At 72.9% G+C, this 15624-nt stretch carries 14 protein-coding genes; all 14 read left to right on the top strand.

What is annotated here, in order from left to right; genetic code table 11:
• Positions 1 to 3: 3 nt before the first annotated feature.
• Complete coding sequence (locus tag KSE_RS10095; RefSeq protein ID WP_014135195.1) at positions 4 to 624, top strand: TIGR02234 family membrane protein; 621 nt, start codon at positions 4 to 6, stop codon at positions 622 to 624.
• 133 nt (positions 625 to 757) lie between these two features.
• On the top strand, positions 758 to 1006 hold the full coding sequence (locus KSE_RS10090; protein WP_014135194.1) for an HGxxPAAW family protein: 249 nt from the start codon (positions 758 to 760) through the stop codon (positions 1004 to 1006).
• A 106-nt stretch (positions 1007 to 1112) separates the two neighbouring features.
• Positions 1113 to 1595: a DUF2752 domain-containing protein gene (locus KSE_RS10085; RefSeq protein ID WP_014135193.1), complete on the top strand. Its 483-nt coding sequence runs from the start codon at positions 1113 to 1115 to the stop codon at positions 1593 to 1595.
• 231 nt (positions 1596 to 1826) lie between these two features.
• Positions 1827 to 2639, top strand: coding sequence for an indole-3-glycerol phosphate synthase TrpC (gene trpC / locus KSE_RS10080; RefSeq protein WP_033258178.1), 813 nt, complete (start codon positions 1827 to 1829; stop codon positions 2637 to 2639).
• A gap of 10 nt (positions 2640 to 2649) precedes the next feature.
• Complete coding sequence (gene trpM, locus KSE_RS46315) at positions 2650 to 2799, top strand: tryptophan biosynthesis modulator TrpM (RefSeq protein ID WP_407927439.1); 150 nt, start codon at positions 2650 to 2652, stop codon at positions 2797 to 2799.
• A 55-nt stretch (positions 2800 to 2854) separates the two neighbouring features.
• Positions 2855 to 4087: a tryptophan synthase subunit beta gene (gene trpB / locus KSE_RS10075; protein ID WP_014135191.1), complete on the top strand. Its 1233-nt coding sequence runs from the start codon at positions 2855 to 2857 to the stop codon at positions 4085 to 4087.
• 1 nt (position 4088) lies between these two features.
• Positions 4089 to 4898 (top strand): tryptophan synthase subunit alpha, encoded by an 810-nt coding sequence (gene trpA / locus KSE_RS10070; protein WP_014135190.1) that lies wholly within the window; start codon positions 4089 to 4091, stop codon positions 4896 to 4898.
• Positions 4899 to 5076: 178 nt separating this feature from the next.
• Positions 5077 to 5247: a hypothetical protein gene (locus tag KSE_RS42760; protein ID WP_157850054.1), complete on the top strand. Its 171-nt coding sequence runs from the start codon at positions 5077 to 5079 to the stop codon at positions 5245 to 5247.
• Between the two features lie 129 nt (positions 5248 to 5376).
• Positions 5377 to 5889 carry a MauE/DoxX family redox-associated membrane protein gene (locus tag KSE_RS10065; protein WP_014135188.1) on the top strand — a complete coding sequence of 171 codons (513 nt, stop codon included), beginning with the start codon at positions 5377 to 5379 and terminating at the stop codon, positions 5887 to 5889.
• An 88-nt stretch (positions 5890 to 5977) separates the two neighbouring features.
• On the top strand, positions 5978 to 6835 hold the full coding sequence (locus KSE_RS10060; protein ID WP_014135187.1) for a DsbA family protein: 858 nt from the start codon (positions 5978 to 5980) through the stop codon (positions 6833 to 6835).
• 80 nt (positions 6836 to 6915) lie between these two features.
• On the top strand, positions 6916 to 7881 hold the full coding sequence (gene lgt, locus KSE_RS10055; RefSeq protein ID WP_014135186.1) for a prolipoprotein diacylglyceryl transferase: 966 nt from the start codon (positions 6916 to 6918) through the stop codon (positions 7879 to 7881).
• 183 nt (positions 7882 to 8064) lie between these two features.
• Positions 8065 to 8805, top strand: coding sequence for a VIT1/CCC1 transporter family protein (locus KSE_RS10050; RefSeq protein ID WP_014135185.1), 741 nt, complete (start codon positions 8065 to 8067; stop codon positions 8803 to 8805).
• 441 nt (positions 8806 to 9246) lie between these two features.
• Positions 9247 to 13827 (top strand): glutamate synthase large subunit, encoded by a 4581-nt coding sequence (gene gltB / locus KSE_RS10045; protein WP_014135184.1) that lies wholly within the window; start codon positions 9247 to 9249, stop codon positions 13825 to 13827.
• Entirely contained in the window at positions 13820 to 15280 is a 1461-nt protein-coding gene (locus KSE_RS10040) for a glutamate synthase subunit beta (RefSeq protein WP_014135183.1), read from the top strand. Before gltB ends, KSE_RS10040 begins: the two co-directional genes overlap by 8 nt.
• Positions 15281 to 15624: the final 344 nt, after the last annotated feature.

Raw genomic sequence — 15624 nt, 5'->3', positions numbered from 1 at the left:
GGGGTGACTGAGACGTCTGCTTCCCCCGTCCCCGGCGCGGCCGCCCCCCGCGCGTCGGCCTCGCGCGGCACCCTGGGCCTGATGCTGCTGTCGACCGCGCTGGGCGCCGCCCTGGTGCTGACCGCGGTGGGGCGGACCTGGGCGGAGGGCGTGGTGTCCGGCATCGGGGGGAGCCGGATCGCGGTGACGGCGAGCGGGGCGAAGCTGACCGCGCTGCCGACCGCGACGGCGCTGGTGGCGATGGCCGCGGCGGTGGCGGTGTTCGCGGTGCGCGGACGGTGGCGGGTGCTGGTGGGGGCGCTGACGGTGCTGGCGGGGGCGGGGGCGGTCGCGGGGGCGCTGATCGGCTCCACCGACACCGCCGGGCTGCACGCGCTCGCGGCGGGGCAGCTCGGGCTGAGCAGCGGCCGGGCCGAGGAGATCACCCGTACGGTCTGGCCGTGGGTGGCGCTGGCGGGCGGGGTGCTGCTGGTGGCGGCGGGCGCGCTGACGGCGCGGTTCGGCGCGGGCTGGCCGTCGATGGGGGCCCGGTACGAGGCGCCGTCGCGGACCGGGCCGGCCCGGGCGGAGAGCCCGGCCGACCTGTGGAAGGCGCTGGACCGCGGCGAGGACCCGACCGGCTGAGTGTGGGCGGGACCACGGGCGCCCCGGCTTGGGGCTGCCGCGTTCGGCCCGGCACAATGGAGGGGTCAACCCGTCGAGCGCCGCCCAGGACCGCCCGACCGGGGCCCCGGTAGAAACAAGGAGCACCAACAAGATGGCTGCAGCAGCGCACGGCCACACCCCCGCCGCGTGGACCGGCGTGGTCATTGCTTTCGTCGGCTTCTGCGTGTCCGGCGTCGCGATGATCATCCCGAACGTCGTGCTGGTCATCGCGGGCCTCGCCGTGGTCCTGATCGGCGGCGTGGTCGGCAAGGCCATGTCGATGGCGGGCATGGGCAAGCAGCCCAGCAAGAACTTCGCCCCGGCCGCCGCCGAGGAGCGCAGCGCGGTCGCCGCGGGCTGACCCCGCCACGGGCAGGGCGACGGACGGCGGGCCAGGCGGCCCGCCGTCCGGCGTTTCGGGGCGCGGTGCACCCGCCCGGCGGCGGGCCGGGAGCAGAATCGGCCGGGTGAACGCTCCCGCCGCCGCCCCCGACCCCCGCCCCCGCTCCCGTCCCCGCTCCCGCTCCCGCCCGGTGGCGGCTCCGGCGGCGCGCCGGCTGCTGCGTCCGCTGGCGGCGCTGGGGGCGGTGGCGCTGCCGACCGCGTTCGTGGCGCTGGTGGATCCGAACCGGCCCGGTCACTACCCGGTCTGCCCGCTGCTGCGGGCCACCGGCTGGTGGTGCCCGGGGTGCGGCGGGTTGCGCGGCGTGCACGCGCTGACCCGGGGGGACGTGGCGGCGGCGGCGCACGACAACCTGCTGGTGACGGTGCTGGCGGCGGTGCTGCTGGTGCTGTGGGCGCGCTGGGCGGTGCTGGCGGTGCGCGGCCGGCCGGTGCGGGGGCCGCGCTGGACGGCCCGGCGGGTGGGGGCGCTGGTGCTGCTGGTGCTGCTGTTCGGGGTGCTGCGCAACCTCCCGGTCGGGGCGGGACTGGCCCCGCCGGCGGTGTGAGCGGGGCTCCTGCCGGCGGCTCCTCCCGGCACCTCCTCCGCGCGCCCCCTCCGTGTCTTCCGCGCCCTCCGGCGCCCGCCGGGGCGCGCGCGGCGTCCAGCGGGGGGTCCGCCGTTCGAGACGCGTGCCGGGGTGATGCCCGACGCGCCCCCCGGGCCCGATACCATCGAACTGCCGGGGGCTCGTTCGACGTTCCCGGCCTCACCGCCGAAACACGATGGGGGCGCACGCGTGACTGTGCTCGACGAGATCATCGACGGGGTCCGGGAGGACCTCGCCGAGCGGCAGGCCCGGGTCTCCCTGGACGAGCTCAAGGAGCTCGCCGCGAAGGCGCCCGAGGCGAAGGACGGCGTGGCCGCGCTGCGCGGTGACGGCGTCCGGGTGATCTGCGAGGTCAAGCGCTCCAGCCCGTCCAAGGGCGCGTTGGCGGCGATCGCCGACCCGGCCGCGCTGGCGGCCGACTACGCGGCCGGCGGTGCCGCCGCGATCAGCGTGCTCACCGAGCAGCGCCGCTTCGGCGGTTCGCTGGCCGACCTGGACGCGGTGCGCGCCGCGGTGCCCACCCCGGTCCTGCGCAAGGACTTCATCGTCACCGCCTACCAGCTGTGGGAGGCCCGCGCGCACGGCGCGGACCTGGCGCTGCTGATCGTCGCCGCGCTGGACCAGCCGGCCCTGGTCTCGCTGATCGAGCGGGCCGAGTCGATCGGACTGACCCCGCTGGTCGAGGTGCACGACGAGGAGGAGATCGCCCGCGCGGTGGACGCCGGCGCCCGGATCATCGGCGTCAACGCCCGCGACCTGAAGACCCTCCAGGTCGACCGGAACACCTTCGGCAACGTGGTGGACGCCATCCCGGCGCACATCGTCAAGGTCGCCGAGTCGGGCGTGCGCGGGCCGCACGACCTGATCACCTACGCCAACCAGGGCGCCGACGCGGTGCTGGTCGGCGAGTCCCTGGTCACCGGCCGGGACCCGAAGGCCGCGGTCGCCGACCTGGTCGCGGCCGGCGCCCACCCGGCGCTGCGCAACAACGGGCGGGGCTGACACCTCCGCCATGTCGATCGCCACCCGCCTCGCCCCCGGTTGCCGCCCGCGCGGCTGCCGCGCGCCCGCGCGCCGGGCGCTGGGGCGGCGGGTGCGGTACGTGATCGGCTGCGAGCCCGGACAGGTTCCCGGACGCCGATGGCGCGGTGCCCGCGGCTGACTTCCCGCCGCGCGTCACCCTTCCACGCCGTCAATCCTTCATCCGAGGACGGAACATGTCCGAGCACTACCTCCCGGGCGCCCAGGTGCCCGACGCCCGCGGCTACTTCGGCGCCTACGGCGGCCGCTTCATCCCGGAGGCGCTGGTCGCCGCCGTCGAGCAGGTCGCCGAGGAGTACGAGAAGGCCAAGAACGACCCGGCGTTCGCCGCCGAACTGGACGTCCTGCTCAAGGACTACACCGGTCGGCCGAGCCCGCTGACCGACGTCCACCGGTTCTCCGCGGAGGCCGGCGGGGCGCGGGTCCTGCTCAAGCGCGAGGACCTCAACCACACCGGCTCGCACAAGATCAACAACGTGCTGGGCCAGGCGCTGCTGACCCGCCGGATGGGCAAGACCCGGATCATCGCCGAGACCGGCGCCGGCCAGCACGGCGTGGCCACCGCCACCGCCTGCGCGCTGTTCGGCTTCGACTGCACCATCTACATGGGCGAGGTCGACACCAAGCGCCAGGCGCTGAACGTCGCCCGGATGCGGATGCTGGGCGCCGAGGTGATCCCGGTGACCTCCGGCAGCCGCACCCTGAAGGACGCCATCAACGAGGCGTTCCGCGACTGGGTCGCCAACGTCGACTCCACCCACTACCTGTTCGGCACGGTGGCCGGCCCGCACCCGTTCCCGATGATGGTGCGCGACCTGCACCGGGTGATCGGCGTCGAGGCCCGCCAGCAGGTGCTGGACCGCACCGGGAAGCTCCCGGACGCGGTGGTCGCCTGCGTCGGCGGCGGCTCCAACGCGATGGGCATCTTCCACGAGTTCATCCCGGACGCGGGCGTCCGGCTGATCGGCTGCGAGGCGGCCGGCGACGGCGCCGAGACCCCCAAGCACGCCGCCACCCTGACCAAGGGCGACCCGGGCGTGCTGCACGGCTCGCGCACCTACGTCCTGCAGGACGAGGACGGCCAGACCATCGAGTCGCACTCGATCTCGGCCGGCCTGGACTACCCGGGCGTCGGCCCGGAGCACGCCTGGCTGAAGGACACCGGACGGGCCGAGTACCGCCCGGTGACCGACGCGCAGGCGATGGAGGCGCTGCGGCTGCTGTCCCGCACCGAGGGCATCATCCCGGCCATCGAGTCCGCGCACGCGCTGGCCGGCGCGCTCGAACTCGGCCGCGAGCTCGGCCCGGAGGCGACCATCCTGGTCTCGCTCTCCGGCCGCGGGGACAAGGACATGCACACCGCCGCCGAGTACTTCGGCCTCTACGACGACGCCGAGGGGACCAACTGACATGGCCGACACCAAGCTCACCACCACCCTGGCCGCCACCAAGGCGGCGGGCCGGGCGGCCCTGATCGGCTACCTGCCGGCCGGCTTCCCGACCGTGGACGGCGGCACCGCCGCGATCAAGGCCCTGATCGAGGGCGGCTGCGACGTGGTCGAGGTCGGCCTGCCGCACTCCGACCCGGTGCTGGACGGCGCGGTCATCCAGACCGCGGACGACATCGCGCTGCGCGGCGGCGTGAAGATCAAGGACGTGCTGGCCACCGTCGCCGAGGTGGCGGCGGCCCACCCGGCCGTCCCGGTCCTGGTGATGACGTACTGGAACCCGGTCGACCGCTACGGGGTGGCCCGGTTCGCCGCCGACCTGGCGGCGGCCGGCGGCGCGGGCTGCATCCTGCCCGACCTGCCGTACGAGGAGTCGGTGGAGTGGCGCAAGGCCGCCGAGGAGCACGGTCTGGACACCGTGTTCGTGGTCGCCCCGTCCTCGACCGACCACCGGCTGGCCGAGGTCACCGCGGCGGGCTCCGGCTTCGTCTACGCGGCGGCCGTGATGGGCGTCACCGGCACCCGCGCCGCGGTCGGCAACCTGGCCGAGGACCTGGTGGCCCGCACCCGCGCCACCACCTCGCTGCCGGTCTGCGTCGGCCTGGGCGTCTCCGACGCCGACCAGGCCGCCGAGGTGGCCGGCTTCGCGGACGGCGTGATCGTCGGCTCGGCGTTCGTCAAGCGCCTGCTGGAGGCCGACGAGCCGGCGGCCGGCCTGGCCGCCGTCCGGGCGCTCGCGGCCGAGCTGGCGGAGGGCGTCCGCCGCAAGTAGCGGCCGGCGGTACGGACCGAGGGCCGTCCGGGGAGCGGGTTCCGCTCCCCGGACGGCCCTCCGGCGTTTCCGGCGGGGCGCCTACTCCGGCAGGGTGAAAAACCGGCGGAGGCGGGTACTCCGCTCCCGGTCGGGTCCGTTGAACCCTCCGTCGGTTCGTCGGCGAGAGGGTTTCCGGATGGCGCGGGTGCACAGGGCGGTGCTGCTGCGGGCGCTGGCGGCGGGGGTGGCGCTGGCCGCCGCGCTGGCCGGAAGCGGCGGGGTGGAACGGGAGTTGGCGCGCCGGGGGGCGGAGCGGGCGGTGTTCTGCCAGCAGCCGGCGGCGGGCTGCGACGCTCCGGGCCGATGATCCGGTAAATCGGACGTATGACCGTTTAATGTCGCTCATACGGCTTAATTCGCCAATGTGGAGGAACCACCCACCATCCCCTACGGTTCATCAGGCAGGAAACGGTGGAGCGTGCCCGAGGGGGACTTGATGGCCGGTCAACAGGCCGACGGCGGACGGCCGTCCGGCTGGCGCCGGGCGGTGGACGGCGCGGCGGCCGAGTGGTTCGGCCTCGCGGTGCGGCTCGGCCTGGCGCTGGTGTGGGGCTGGGCGGGCCTGGCGAAGGTCTCCGACCCGGCGGAGGCGGCGCAGGCGGTGCGGGCCTACGAGATCCTGCCCGAATCGCTGGTGAAGCCGGTCGGCTGGGGCCTGCCGTTCCTGGAGCTGGCGCTGGCGCTGCTGCTGGTGCTCGGCCTCGGGACCAGGATCGTGGCGATCGTCTCCGGCGTGCTGCTGCTGGTCTTCATCGCCGGCATCTCCTCCGCGTGGGCGCGCGGCATCTCGATCGACTGCGGCTGCTTCGGCGGCGGCGGCGCGGTGGACGAGTCGCAGACCGAGTACCTCCAGGAGATCCTGCGCGACTCCGGGTTCCTGCTGCTGTCGGCCTGGCTGGTCTACCGGCCCCGGACGAAGCTCTCGGTGGACGCCTGGCTGGCCGCCTGAAGCCCGTACCCGCGCCGGGAGCCGCCGCCGCACCCGTACCCGATCCGACGATCCGACGATCCGACCCCTGGACTGGCAAGAGCACCCCATGAGCGAGAAGAACCGAGAAGGCAAGCGCAACGCCCGGGACAAGATGCAGGAGGCCCGGGCCGCCGAGGAGGCCAAGGCGCGGCGGAACAAGAAGCTGGCGGTCGGCGGCGTGGTGGTCGCGGTGATCGCGGCCGCCGTGGTGGTGGGCGTGGTGGTGCAGAACCAGCGCTCCAAGCCGGAGACCCCGACCGCCGCCCCGGCCGGCACCATCGGCGACAAGAACCTGGTCATCCCGGTCGGCGCCGCCGACGCCCCGTCCACCCTGACCGTCTACGAGGACCCGCGCTGCCCGGCCTGCGGCAGCTTCGAGCGCAGCTTCTCGCCGACCATCGACCAGCTGGAGGACGCCGGCAAGGTCTACGTCAACTACCACATCGTCTCGTTCATCGACCGCTCGCTGGGCGGCAACGGCTCCAAGTACGGCGCCAACGCGCTGGGCTGCGCGCAGGACGCCGGGCACTTCCGCGACTACCACGACGTGATGTACCGCAACCAGCCGGAGGAGACCGAGGACTCCTTCGGCAGCAAGCAGACCCTGATCGACCTGGCCAAGCAGGTCCCCGGGCTGGACACCCCGCAGTTCCAGGGCTGCGTCAACGGCGGCACGTTCTCCGGCTGGGTCTCCGCGGTGCAGCAGGACTTCGACAAGTCCAGCTACAAGTCGACCCCGACGGTGCTGCTGAACGGCGAGCCGATCTACCCGAAGAAGGGCGACGAGCAGATCAGCCCGGAGAACCTGGTCAAGTGGGTGGACGCGGCCAACCAGGGCAAGCAGCTCGGCACCCCCGGCTCCCACGGGCAGAGCCCGGCGCCCAGCTCCACCGCCGGCGAGTCGAACAACCCGCCCTCGCCCTGACCCGGCGGGCCCGCGTGACGCTACCGTGACCCGCTCCGGTGCCGGTGCGGCCGGTGGGACACGGTAGCGTCGACAGTGCCATGGATCTCGCATACATTCCGAGCCCGTCGCGGGGCGTCCTCAACCTGGGACCCATCCCGCTGCGCGCCTACGCCTTTTGCATCATCATCGGTGTCGTCGTGGCCGTGTGGCTCGGCAGCAAGCGCTGGGTCGCCCGCGGCGGCGGTCGGCACACGGTCGGCGACATCGCGGTCTGGGCGGTGCCGTTCGGCCTGGTCGGCGGCCGGCTGTACCACGTCATCACCGACAACCAGCTGTACTTCGGCGAGGGCAAGCACCCGATCGACGCGCTGAAGATCTGGCAGGGCGGCCTCGGCATCTGGGGCGCCATCGCCTTCGGCGCGGTCGGCGCCTGGATCGGCGCCCGCCGCCGCGGCGTCCCGCTGCCCGCCTACGCCGACGCGATCGCCCCCGGCATCGCGCTGGCCCAGGCCTGCGGCCGCTGGGGCAACTGGTTCAACCAGGAGCTGTACGGCCGCCCGACCACCCTGCCCTGGGGCCTGGAGATCGACAAGGCCCTCCCGGACGGCACCGTCGTCCAGGGCGTCTACCACCCGACCTTCCTGTACGAGTCGCTCTGGTGCGTGCTGGTCGCCGTCCTGGTGATCTGGGCCGACCGGCGCTTCCGCCTCGGCCACGGCCGCGCCTTCTGGCTGTACGTGGCGGCCTACACGCTCGGCCGGTTCTGGACCGAGTGGCTGCGGATCGACGAGGCGCACCGCTTCTTCGGCCTGCGCCTGAACGACTGGACCGCGATCCTGGTGTTCGTCGGCGCGATCACCGCCTTCGTGCTCTCCGCCAAGCTCCGCCCCGGCCGCGAGGACCCGGACGCGATCGACCCGCAGGCGACCAAGGAGCGGGCCGAGGCCGCCGACGCCGCCGACGCCGCCACCACCGAGGCCGCCGACGCCGACGCCCCCGATGCCGCCACCACCCCGTCCGACCCGCCCGCGAAGCTCGGCAAGGAGACCGAAAAGCCTTCCTGAGCAAGCGAGTTGACCCCGCCGGGGCCGCCACCGCCGAGACCGGCGGAGGCGGCCCCAACTGCCTTTGGGCAGGCTTACTTTGCTGGAAACTCGCAGGTCAAACGGCTACGTTCGAGGGGCACCGGGAGCCCGGCCGACGCCCGGCCCGGGGGGATCCGCCGTGCCCGGAAGGGGAGCCGCCGCATGAGCACCGTCACCGCAGAGCCGCAGACCGACAGCCCGCAGCCGCGGATACCCGACGCCGACCACCACCGGGACGTCAACGGCGGCTGGCTGCGCCCGGCCGTGTTCGGCGCGATGGACGGCCTGGTGTCGAACTTCGCGCTGATGACCGGTGTGGTCGGCGGCGCCGCCGGGCCGAGCACCGTGGTGCTGACCGGCCTGGCCGGCCTGGCCGCGGGCGCCTTCTCGATGGCGGCCGGCGAGTACACCTCGGTGGCCTCCCAGCGCGAGCTGGTCGAGGCCGAGCTGGAGGCCGAGCGGATCGAGCTGCGCCGCAACCCGCAGGGCGAGCTGGCCGAGCTGGCCCAGCTGTACGTGGCCAAGGGCGTCGACCCGGAGCTGGCGTACGAGGTGGCCCGGCAGCTGTCGGCCGACCCGGAGACCACGCTGGCCGTGCACGCCCGCGAGGAGCTCGGCGTCGACCCGGACGACCTGCCCTCGCCGCTGGTCGCCGCGGTCTCCTCGTTCGGCTGCTTCGCGCTCGGCGCGCTGCTGCCGGTGCTGCCCTACCTGCTGGGCGCGACCGCGCTCTGGCCGGCCGCGCTGCTGGCGGTGCTCGGCCTGTTCGGCTGCGGCGCGGTGGTGGCCCGGGTGACCGCGCGCAGCTGGTGGTACTCCGGCCTGCGGCAGCTGCTGCTGGGCGGCGCGGCGGCGGGCGTCACCTACCTGCTGGGACGCCTGATCGGCGGGGCGATCGGCTGACCGCCACCCGGACGGCCTTGTACGAAAATCCAGACCTCTGTATAGTTATGCCATGGAGCGCGTGATGTTCCGCACATGGGCCCGAGCCTGCGCCTTGCCCTAGTCTCGACATCCGGCTGTCGACCCCCAGAATCCCAACCGGGGGCGGCGTCGACTTCGAAGAATCCCAGGTGGGACTCCTCCCGCGGGTGTGCCGGGGGCGTTTCGCCCCTGTTTCACGCCCTTCGGCAGGGGGCACACTGGAGGGGACGCGCGACGCTGCGCCTTCCCCCCATCCGCCCCCTGACCTGGGGATCAGTCCGGGATGTGGACGCAGTAATCCACTTCCCGGGCCAGGCGGCATCATGTAACCTGCACCGACAAATCGCATCAGGGCCAACGTCGTCCCTTTGCATGAAGCAACTGTTTACGACGACGGGAGAGCCGATGCTGTCTGCATCCATGCACTCCGGCCACGAGGACGCCAAGGCCACCGGCCCCTACGCCCTCGTTCCGGACGCGCGTCCCCAGGCCCAGGGTCTCTACGACCCGCGCAACGAGCACGACGCGTGCGGCGTCGGCTTCGTGGCCACGCTGACCGGCATCGCCGACCACAAGATCGTCGAGCAGGCGCTGACCGTCCTGCGCAACCTGGAGCACCGCGGCGCCACCGGCGCCGAGCCGGACTCCGGTGACGGCGCGGGCATCCTGACCCAGGTCCCGGACGCGTTCCTGCGCGCCAACACCGACTTCGAGCTGCCGGCCGCCGGCGCCTACGCGGTCGGCATCGCCTTCCTGCCGGCCGCCGACGAGGAGGCCGCCGCCGCGGCCGCCCGGATCGAGGTCATCGCGGCCGAGGAGGGCCTGACCGTCCTCGGTTGGCGCGACGTCCCGGTCACCCCGGACCTGCTGGGCGCCACCGCCCGCTCCGTCATGCCGCGCTTCCGGCAGATCTTCGTGAGCCACGCCGACCGCACCGGCATCGCGCTGGACCGGGTCTCCTTCGTGCTGCGCAAGCGCGCCGAGCGCGAGGCCGGGGTGTACTTCCCCTCGCTCTCCGCCCGCACCCTGGTCTACAAGGGCATGCTGACCACCGGCCAGCTGGAGCCCTTCTTCCCCGACCTGTCGGACCGGCTCTACGCCTCCGCGATCGGCCTGGTGCACTCGCGCTTCTCCACCAACACCTTCCCGTCCTGGCCGCTCGCCCACCCGTACCGCTTCGTCGCGCACAACGGCGAGATCAACACGGTCAAGGGCAACCGGAACTGGATGACCGCCCGGGAGTCCCAGCTCGCCACCGGCCTGATCCCCGGCGACCTGGGCCGGATCTTCCCGATCTGCACCCCGGACCACTCCGACTCGGCGTCCTTCGACGAGGTCCTGGAGCTGCTCCACCTCGGCGGCCGCTCGCTGCCGCACTCGGTGCTGATGATGATCCCGGAGGCGTGGGAGAACCACGCCACCATGGACCCGGCCCGCCGCGCGTTCTACCAGTACCACTCCAACCTGATGGAGCCCTGGGACGGCCCGGCCTGCGTCACCTTCACCGACGGCACCCAGATCGGCGCGGTCCTCGACCGCAACGGCCTGCGCCCGGCCCGGTACTGGATCACCGAGGACGGCCTGGTCGTGCTCTCCTCCGAGGTCGGCGTGCTCGACATCGACCAGGAGAAGGTCGTCAAGAAGGGCCGCCTGCAGCCCGGCCGGATGTTCCTGATCGACACCGCCGAGCACCGCATCGTCGAGGACGAGGAGATCAAGTCCGCCCTCGCCGCCGAGCACCCCTACGAGGAGTGGGTCGCCGCCGGGCAGATCCAGCTCGCCAAGCTCCCCGAGCGCGAGCACATCGCCCACACCCACGCCTCCGTCACCCGCCGCCAGCAGACCTTCGGCTACACCGAGGAGGAGCTGCGGGTCATCCTCGCGCCGATGGCCAAGACCGGCGGCGAGGCGCTCGGCTCGATGGGCACCGACTCGCCGATCGCCGCGCTCAGCGAGAAGCCGCGCCTGCTGTTCGACTACTTCACCCAGCTGTTCGCCCAGGTCACCAACCCGCCGCTGGACGCGATCCGCGAAGAGCTGGTCACCTCGCTGCACAGCAACCTCGGCCCCGAGGGCAACCTGCTGGACGCCTCCCCGTCGCACTGCCGCTCGGTCGGCATCACCTTCCCGGTGATCGACAACGACGAGCTGGCCAAGCTCGTCCACGTCAACGCGGACGGCGACCTGCCCGGCCTGAAGGCCGTCACGCTCTCCGGCCTGTACAAGGTCGCGGCCGGCGGCCAGGGCCTCGCGGCCCGGCTCGCCGAGATCGCCGCCGAGGCCGACGCCGCGATCGCCGACGGCGCCCGCATCGTCGTGCTCTCCGACCGGCACTCGGACGCCGAGCACGCGCCGATCCCGTCGCTGCTGCTCACCTCGGCGATCCACCACCACCTGATCCGCACCAAGCAGCGCACCCAGGTGTCGCTGCTGGTCGAGGCCGGCGACGTCCGCGAGGTGCACCACGTCGCGCTGCTGGTCGGCTACGGCGCCGGCGCGGTCAACCCGTACCTGGCCATGGAGTCGGTCGAGGACCTCGTCCAGCAGGGCGTGTTCGTCCAGAACATCGAGGCCGAGAAGGCGATCAAGAACCTGATCAAGGCGCTCGGCAAGGGCGTCCTGAAGGTGATGTCCAAGATGGGCATCTCCACCGTCGCCTCCTACCGCGGCGCGCAGGTCTTCGAGGCCATCGGCCTCTCCCAGGACCTGGTCGACGCGTACTTCGCCGGCACCACCACCAAGCTCGGCGGCATCGGCCTGGACGAGATCGCCAAGGAGACCGCCGCCCGCCACGCCAAGGCGTACCCGGCCTCCGGCATCACCGCCGCGCACCGCGCGCTGGAGATCGGCGGCGAGTACCAGTGGCGCCGCGAGGGCGAGCCGCACCTGTTCGACCCGGAGACGGTCTTCCGCCTCCAGCACTCGACCCGCACCAAGCGCTACGACATCTTCAAGCAGTACACGGACCGGGTGAACGCCCAGTCCGAGCGCCTGATGACGCTGCGCGGCCTGTTCCAGCTGGACGGCCTCGGCCGGGCCCCGATCTCCGTCGACGAGGTCGAGCCGGTCTCCGCGATCGTCAAGCGGTTCTCCACCGGCGCGATGTCCTACGGCTCCATCTCGATGGAGGCGCACGAGACCCTCGCGATCGCGATGAACCGGCTCGGCGCCAAGTCGAACACCGGCGAGGGCGGCGAGGACCCGGAGCGCCTGTACGACCCGGAGCGCCGCTCGGCGATCAAGCAGGTCGCCTCCGGCCGGTTCGGCGTCACCTCCGAGTACCTGGTCAACGCCGACGACATCCAGATCAAGATGGCCCAGGGCGCCAAGCCCGGCGAGGGCGGCCAGCTGCCCGGCCACAAGGTCTACCCGTGGGTGGCCAGGACCCGGCACTCGACCCCGGGCGTCGGCCTGATCTCCCCGCCGCCGCACCACGACATCTACTCCATCGAGGACCTGGCTCAGCTGATCCACGACCTCAAGAACGCCAACCCGGACGCCCGCGTCCACGTGAAGCTGGTCTCCGAGGTCGGCGTCGGCACCGTCGCGGCCGGCGTCTCCAAGGCGCACGCCGACGTGGTGCTGATCTCCGGCCACGACGGCGGCACCGGCGCCTCCCCGCTGACCTCGCTCAAGCACGCGGGCGGCCCCTGGGAGCTCGGCCTCGCCGAGACCCAGCAGACCCTGCTGCTCAACGGCCTGCGCGACCGCATCGTCGTGCAGACCGACGGCCAGCTGAAGACCGGCCGCGACGTCGTCATCGCCGCCCTGCTGGGCGCCGAGGAGTTCGGCTTCGCGACCGCCCCGCTGGTGGTCTCCGGCTGCATCATGATGCGGGTCTGCCACCTCGACACCTGCCCGGTCGGCGTCGCCACCCAGAACCCGGTGCTGCGCGACCGGTTCACCGGCAAGCCCGAGTTCGTGGTCAACTTCTTCGAGTTCATCGCCGAGGAGGTCCGCGAGATCCTCGCCGAGCTCGGCTTCCGCTCGATCGAGGAGGCCGTCGGCCACGCCGAGCACATCAACGCCCAGGCCGCGATCGACCACTGGAAGGCCGCCGGGCTCGACCTGGCCCCGCTGTTCCACGTCCCCGCGCTGCCCGAGGGCGCGGCCCTGCACCACACCACCGGCCAGGACCACGCGCTCGACAAGGCCCTCGACAACCAGCTCATCGAGCTCGCCGAGGACGCCCTGGAGCGCGGCGAGGCGGTCCGGATCCAGCTGCCGATCCGCAACGTCAACCGCACCGTCGGCACCATGCTCGGCCACCGGGTGACCAAGAAGTACCGCGGCGCGGGCCTGCCCGAGGGCACCATCGACGTGACCTTCACCGGCTCGGCCGGCCAGTCCTTCGGCGCCTTCGTCCCGCACGGCGTCACGCTGCGCCTGGAGGGCGACGCCAACGACTACGTCGGCAAGGGCCTCTCCGGCGGCGTGATCGTGGTCCGTCCGGCCCGGGACGCCGCCGCGATCGGCGCCGACGCGCAGAGCCACGTCATCGCCGGCAACACCATCGGCTACGGCGCCACCTCCGGCCGCGTGCACCTGCGCGGCAAGGCCGGCGAGCGCTTCGCGGTCCGCAACTCCGGCGCCACCCTGGTGGTCGAGGGCGTGGGCGACCACGGCCTGGAGTACATGACCGGCGGCCGGGTGGTCATCCTCGGCGAGACCGGCCGCAACCTGGCGGCGGGCATGTCCGGCGGCATCGCCTACGTGCTCGACCTCCGCCCCGCGAACGTCAACAGCGGCATGGTGGGCATCGAGGCCCCCGGCGCCGCCGACCGCGAGTGGCTGCGCGAGACCGTCCAGCAGCACTACGAGGAGACCGGCTCCACCGTGGCCGCCGAGCTCCTGGCCGACTGGGGCAGCGGGGTCTCCCGCTTCTCCAAGATCATGCCCACCGACTACAAGGCTGTGCTCGCCGCCAAGGACGCCGCTGAGCGCGATGGCCTCTCCGAGGTGGAGACCACTCGCAAGATGATGGAGGCGGCAAATGGCTGACCCCAAGGGCTTCCTGACCACGCCCAAGCAGCTGGCGGAGCGCCGTCCGGTGGACGTCCGGCTCCGTGACTGGAACGAGGTCTACGTCGAGCGCAGCCTCCTTCCGATCATCACCAAGCAGGCCGGCCGCTGCATGGACTGCGGCATCCCGTTCTGCCACAACGGCTGCCCGCTCGGGAACCTCATCCCCGAGTGGAACGACCTCGCCTTCCGGGACGACTGGGCCGGCGCGATCGAGCGGCTGCACGCCACCAACAACTTCCCGGAGTTCACCGGCCGTCTGTGCCCGGCTCCGTGCGAGTCGGCGTGCGTCCTGGGCATCAACCAGGACGCGGTGACCATCAAGAACGTCGAGGTCACCATCATCGACAAGGCCTGGGACCGCGGCGGGGTCACCCCGCAGGTCCCGGAGCGGCTGTCCGGCAAGACCGTCGCCGTGGTGGGCTCCGGCCCGGCCGGCCTGGCCGCCGCCCAGCAGCTCACCCGGGCCGGCCACACCGTGGTGGTGTACGAGCGCGCCGACCGGATCGGCGGCCTGCTGCGCTACGGCATCCCCGAGTTCAAGATGGAGAAGCGCCACATCAACCGCCGCATCGAGCAGATGCGCGCGGAGGGCACCCGCTTCCGCACCGGCGTCGAGGCCGGCGTCGACATCAGCGGCCAGGACCTGCGCTCGCGCTTCGACGCGGTCGTGATCGCGGCCGGCGCCACCACCGCCCGCGACCTGCCGGTCCCCGGCCGCGAGCTGAACGGCGTCCACCAGGCGATGGAGTACCTGCCGCTGGCCAACAAGGTCCAGGAGGGCGACTACGTCGACTCCCCGATCTCGGCCAAGGGCAAGCACGTCGTCGTCATCGGCGGCGGCGACACCGGCGCGGACTGCGTCGGCACCGCGCACCGCCAGGGCGCCCTCTCGGTCACCCAGCTGGAGATCATGCCGCGGCCGTCCGAGGACCGCCCGGCCAACCAGCCCTGGCCGACCATGCCGATGACCTACAAGGTCACCTCGGCCCACGAGGAGGGCGGCGAGCGGATCTACTCCGTCTCCACCACCCACTTCGCCGGCGACGAGCACGGCAACGTCCAGGAACTGCACCTGGTCGAGGTCGAGTTCAAGGACGGCAAGTTCGAGCCCGTCCCCGGCAGCGAGAAGGCCATCCCGGCCCAGCTCGTCACCCTCGCCATGGGCTTCACCGGCACCGACGTCAAGAACGGCCTCGTCGAGCAGCTCGGCGTCGACCTCGACGCCCGCGGCAACGTCGCCCGCGACGGCAAGTTCGGCACCAACGTCGACGGGGTGTACGTTTGCGGTGACGCCGGTCGCGGCCAGTCGCTGATCGTCTGGGCGATCGCGGAGGGCCGTTCGGCCGCCTCCGCGGTCGACAGGTACCTGGGCGGCAAGACCCCGCTCCCCGCCCCGATCAAGCCGAACGACCGCTCGCTGGTGGTCTGACCGACCACCGCCCCAGAACGCCCAAGCCCCCCGTGAGGGGGGTACGGCCGACAAACACCGCCCCGCCAGAGCCGTCGGGAACCGGTCATCGCGACGCCTGCCCACTCCCCGACCAGGTAAGGGCAGGCGTCGTTGTCGTTCCCGGGGGCGTGCGCGGGAGACGGCCCGCAGCGGGCGGCCCGGCGGACGGGCGTCCGGGCGGCGGTCCGGCCGGGAGCGTCCGGCCGGGACTGTCCTGAACGGCGGCGAAACCCCGGCCAGTACAACGGATTGGCCAAATACCGGAAGGATCTCGCGGAGTGTCGTCGCCCAGTGGCAGACTGCATCCCACGGGGTCCACTTGG

The sequence above is a fragment of the Kitasatospora setae KM-6054 genome, from assembly GCF_000269985.1.
GTDB classification, from domain to species: Bacteria; Actinomycetota; Actinomycetes; order Streptomycetales; family Streptomycetaceae; genus Kitasatospora; species Kitasatospora setae.
The sequence above is the reverse complement of the archived record's forward strand: the minus strand, read 5'-3'. Positions and strand labels throughout refer to the sequence as shown.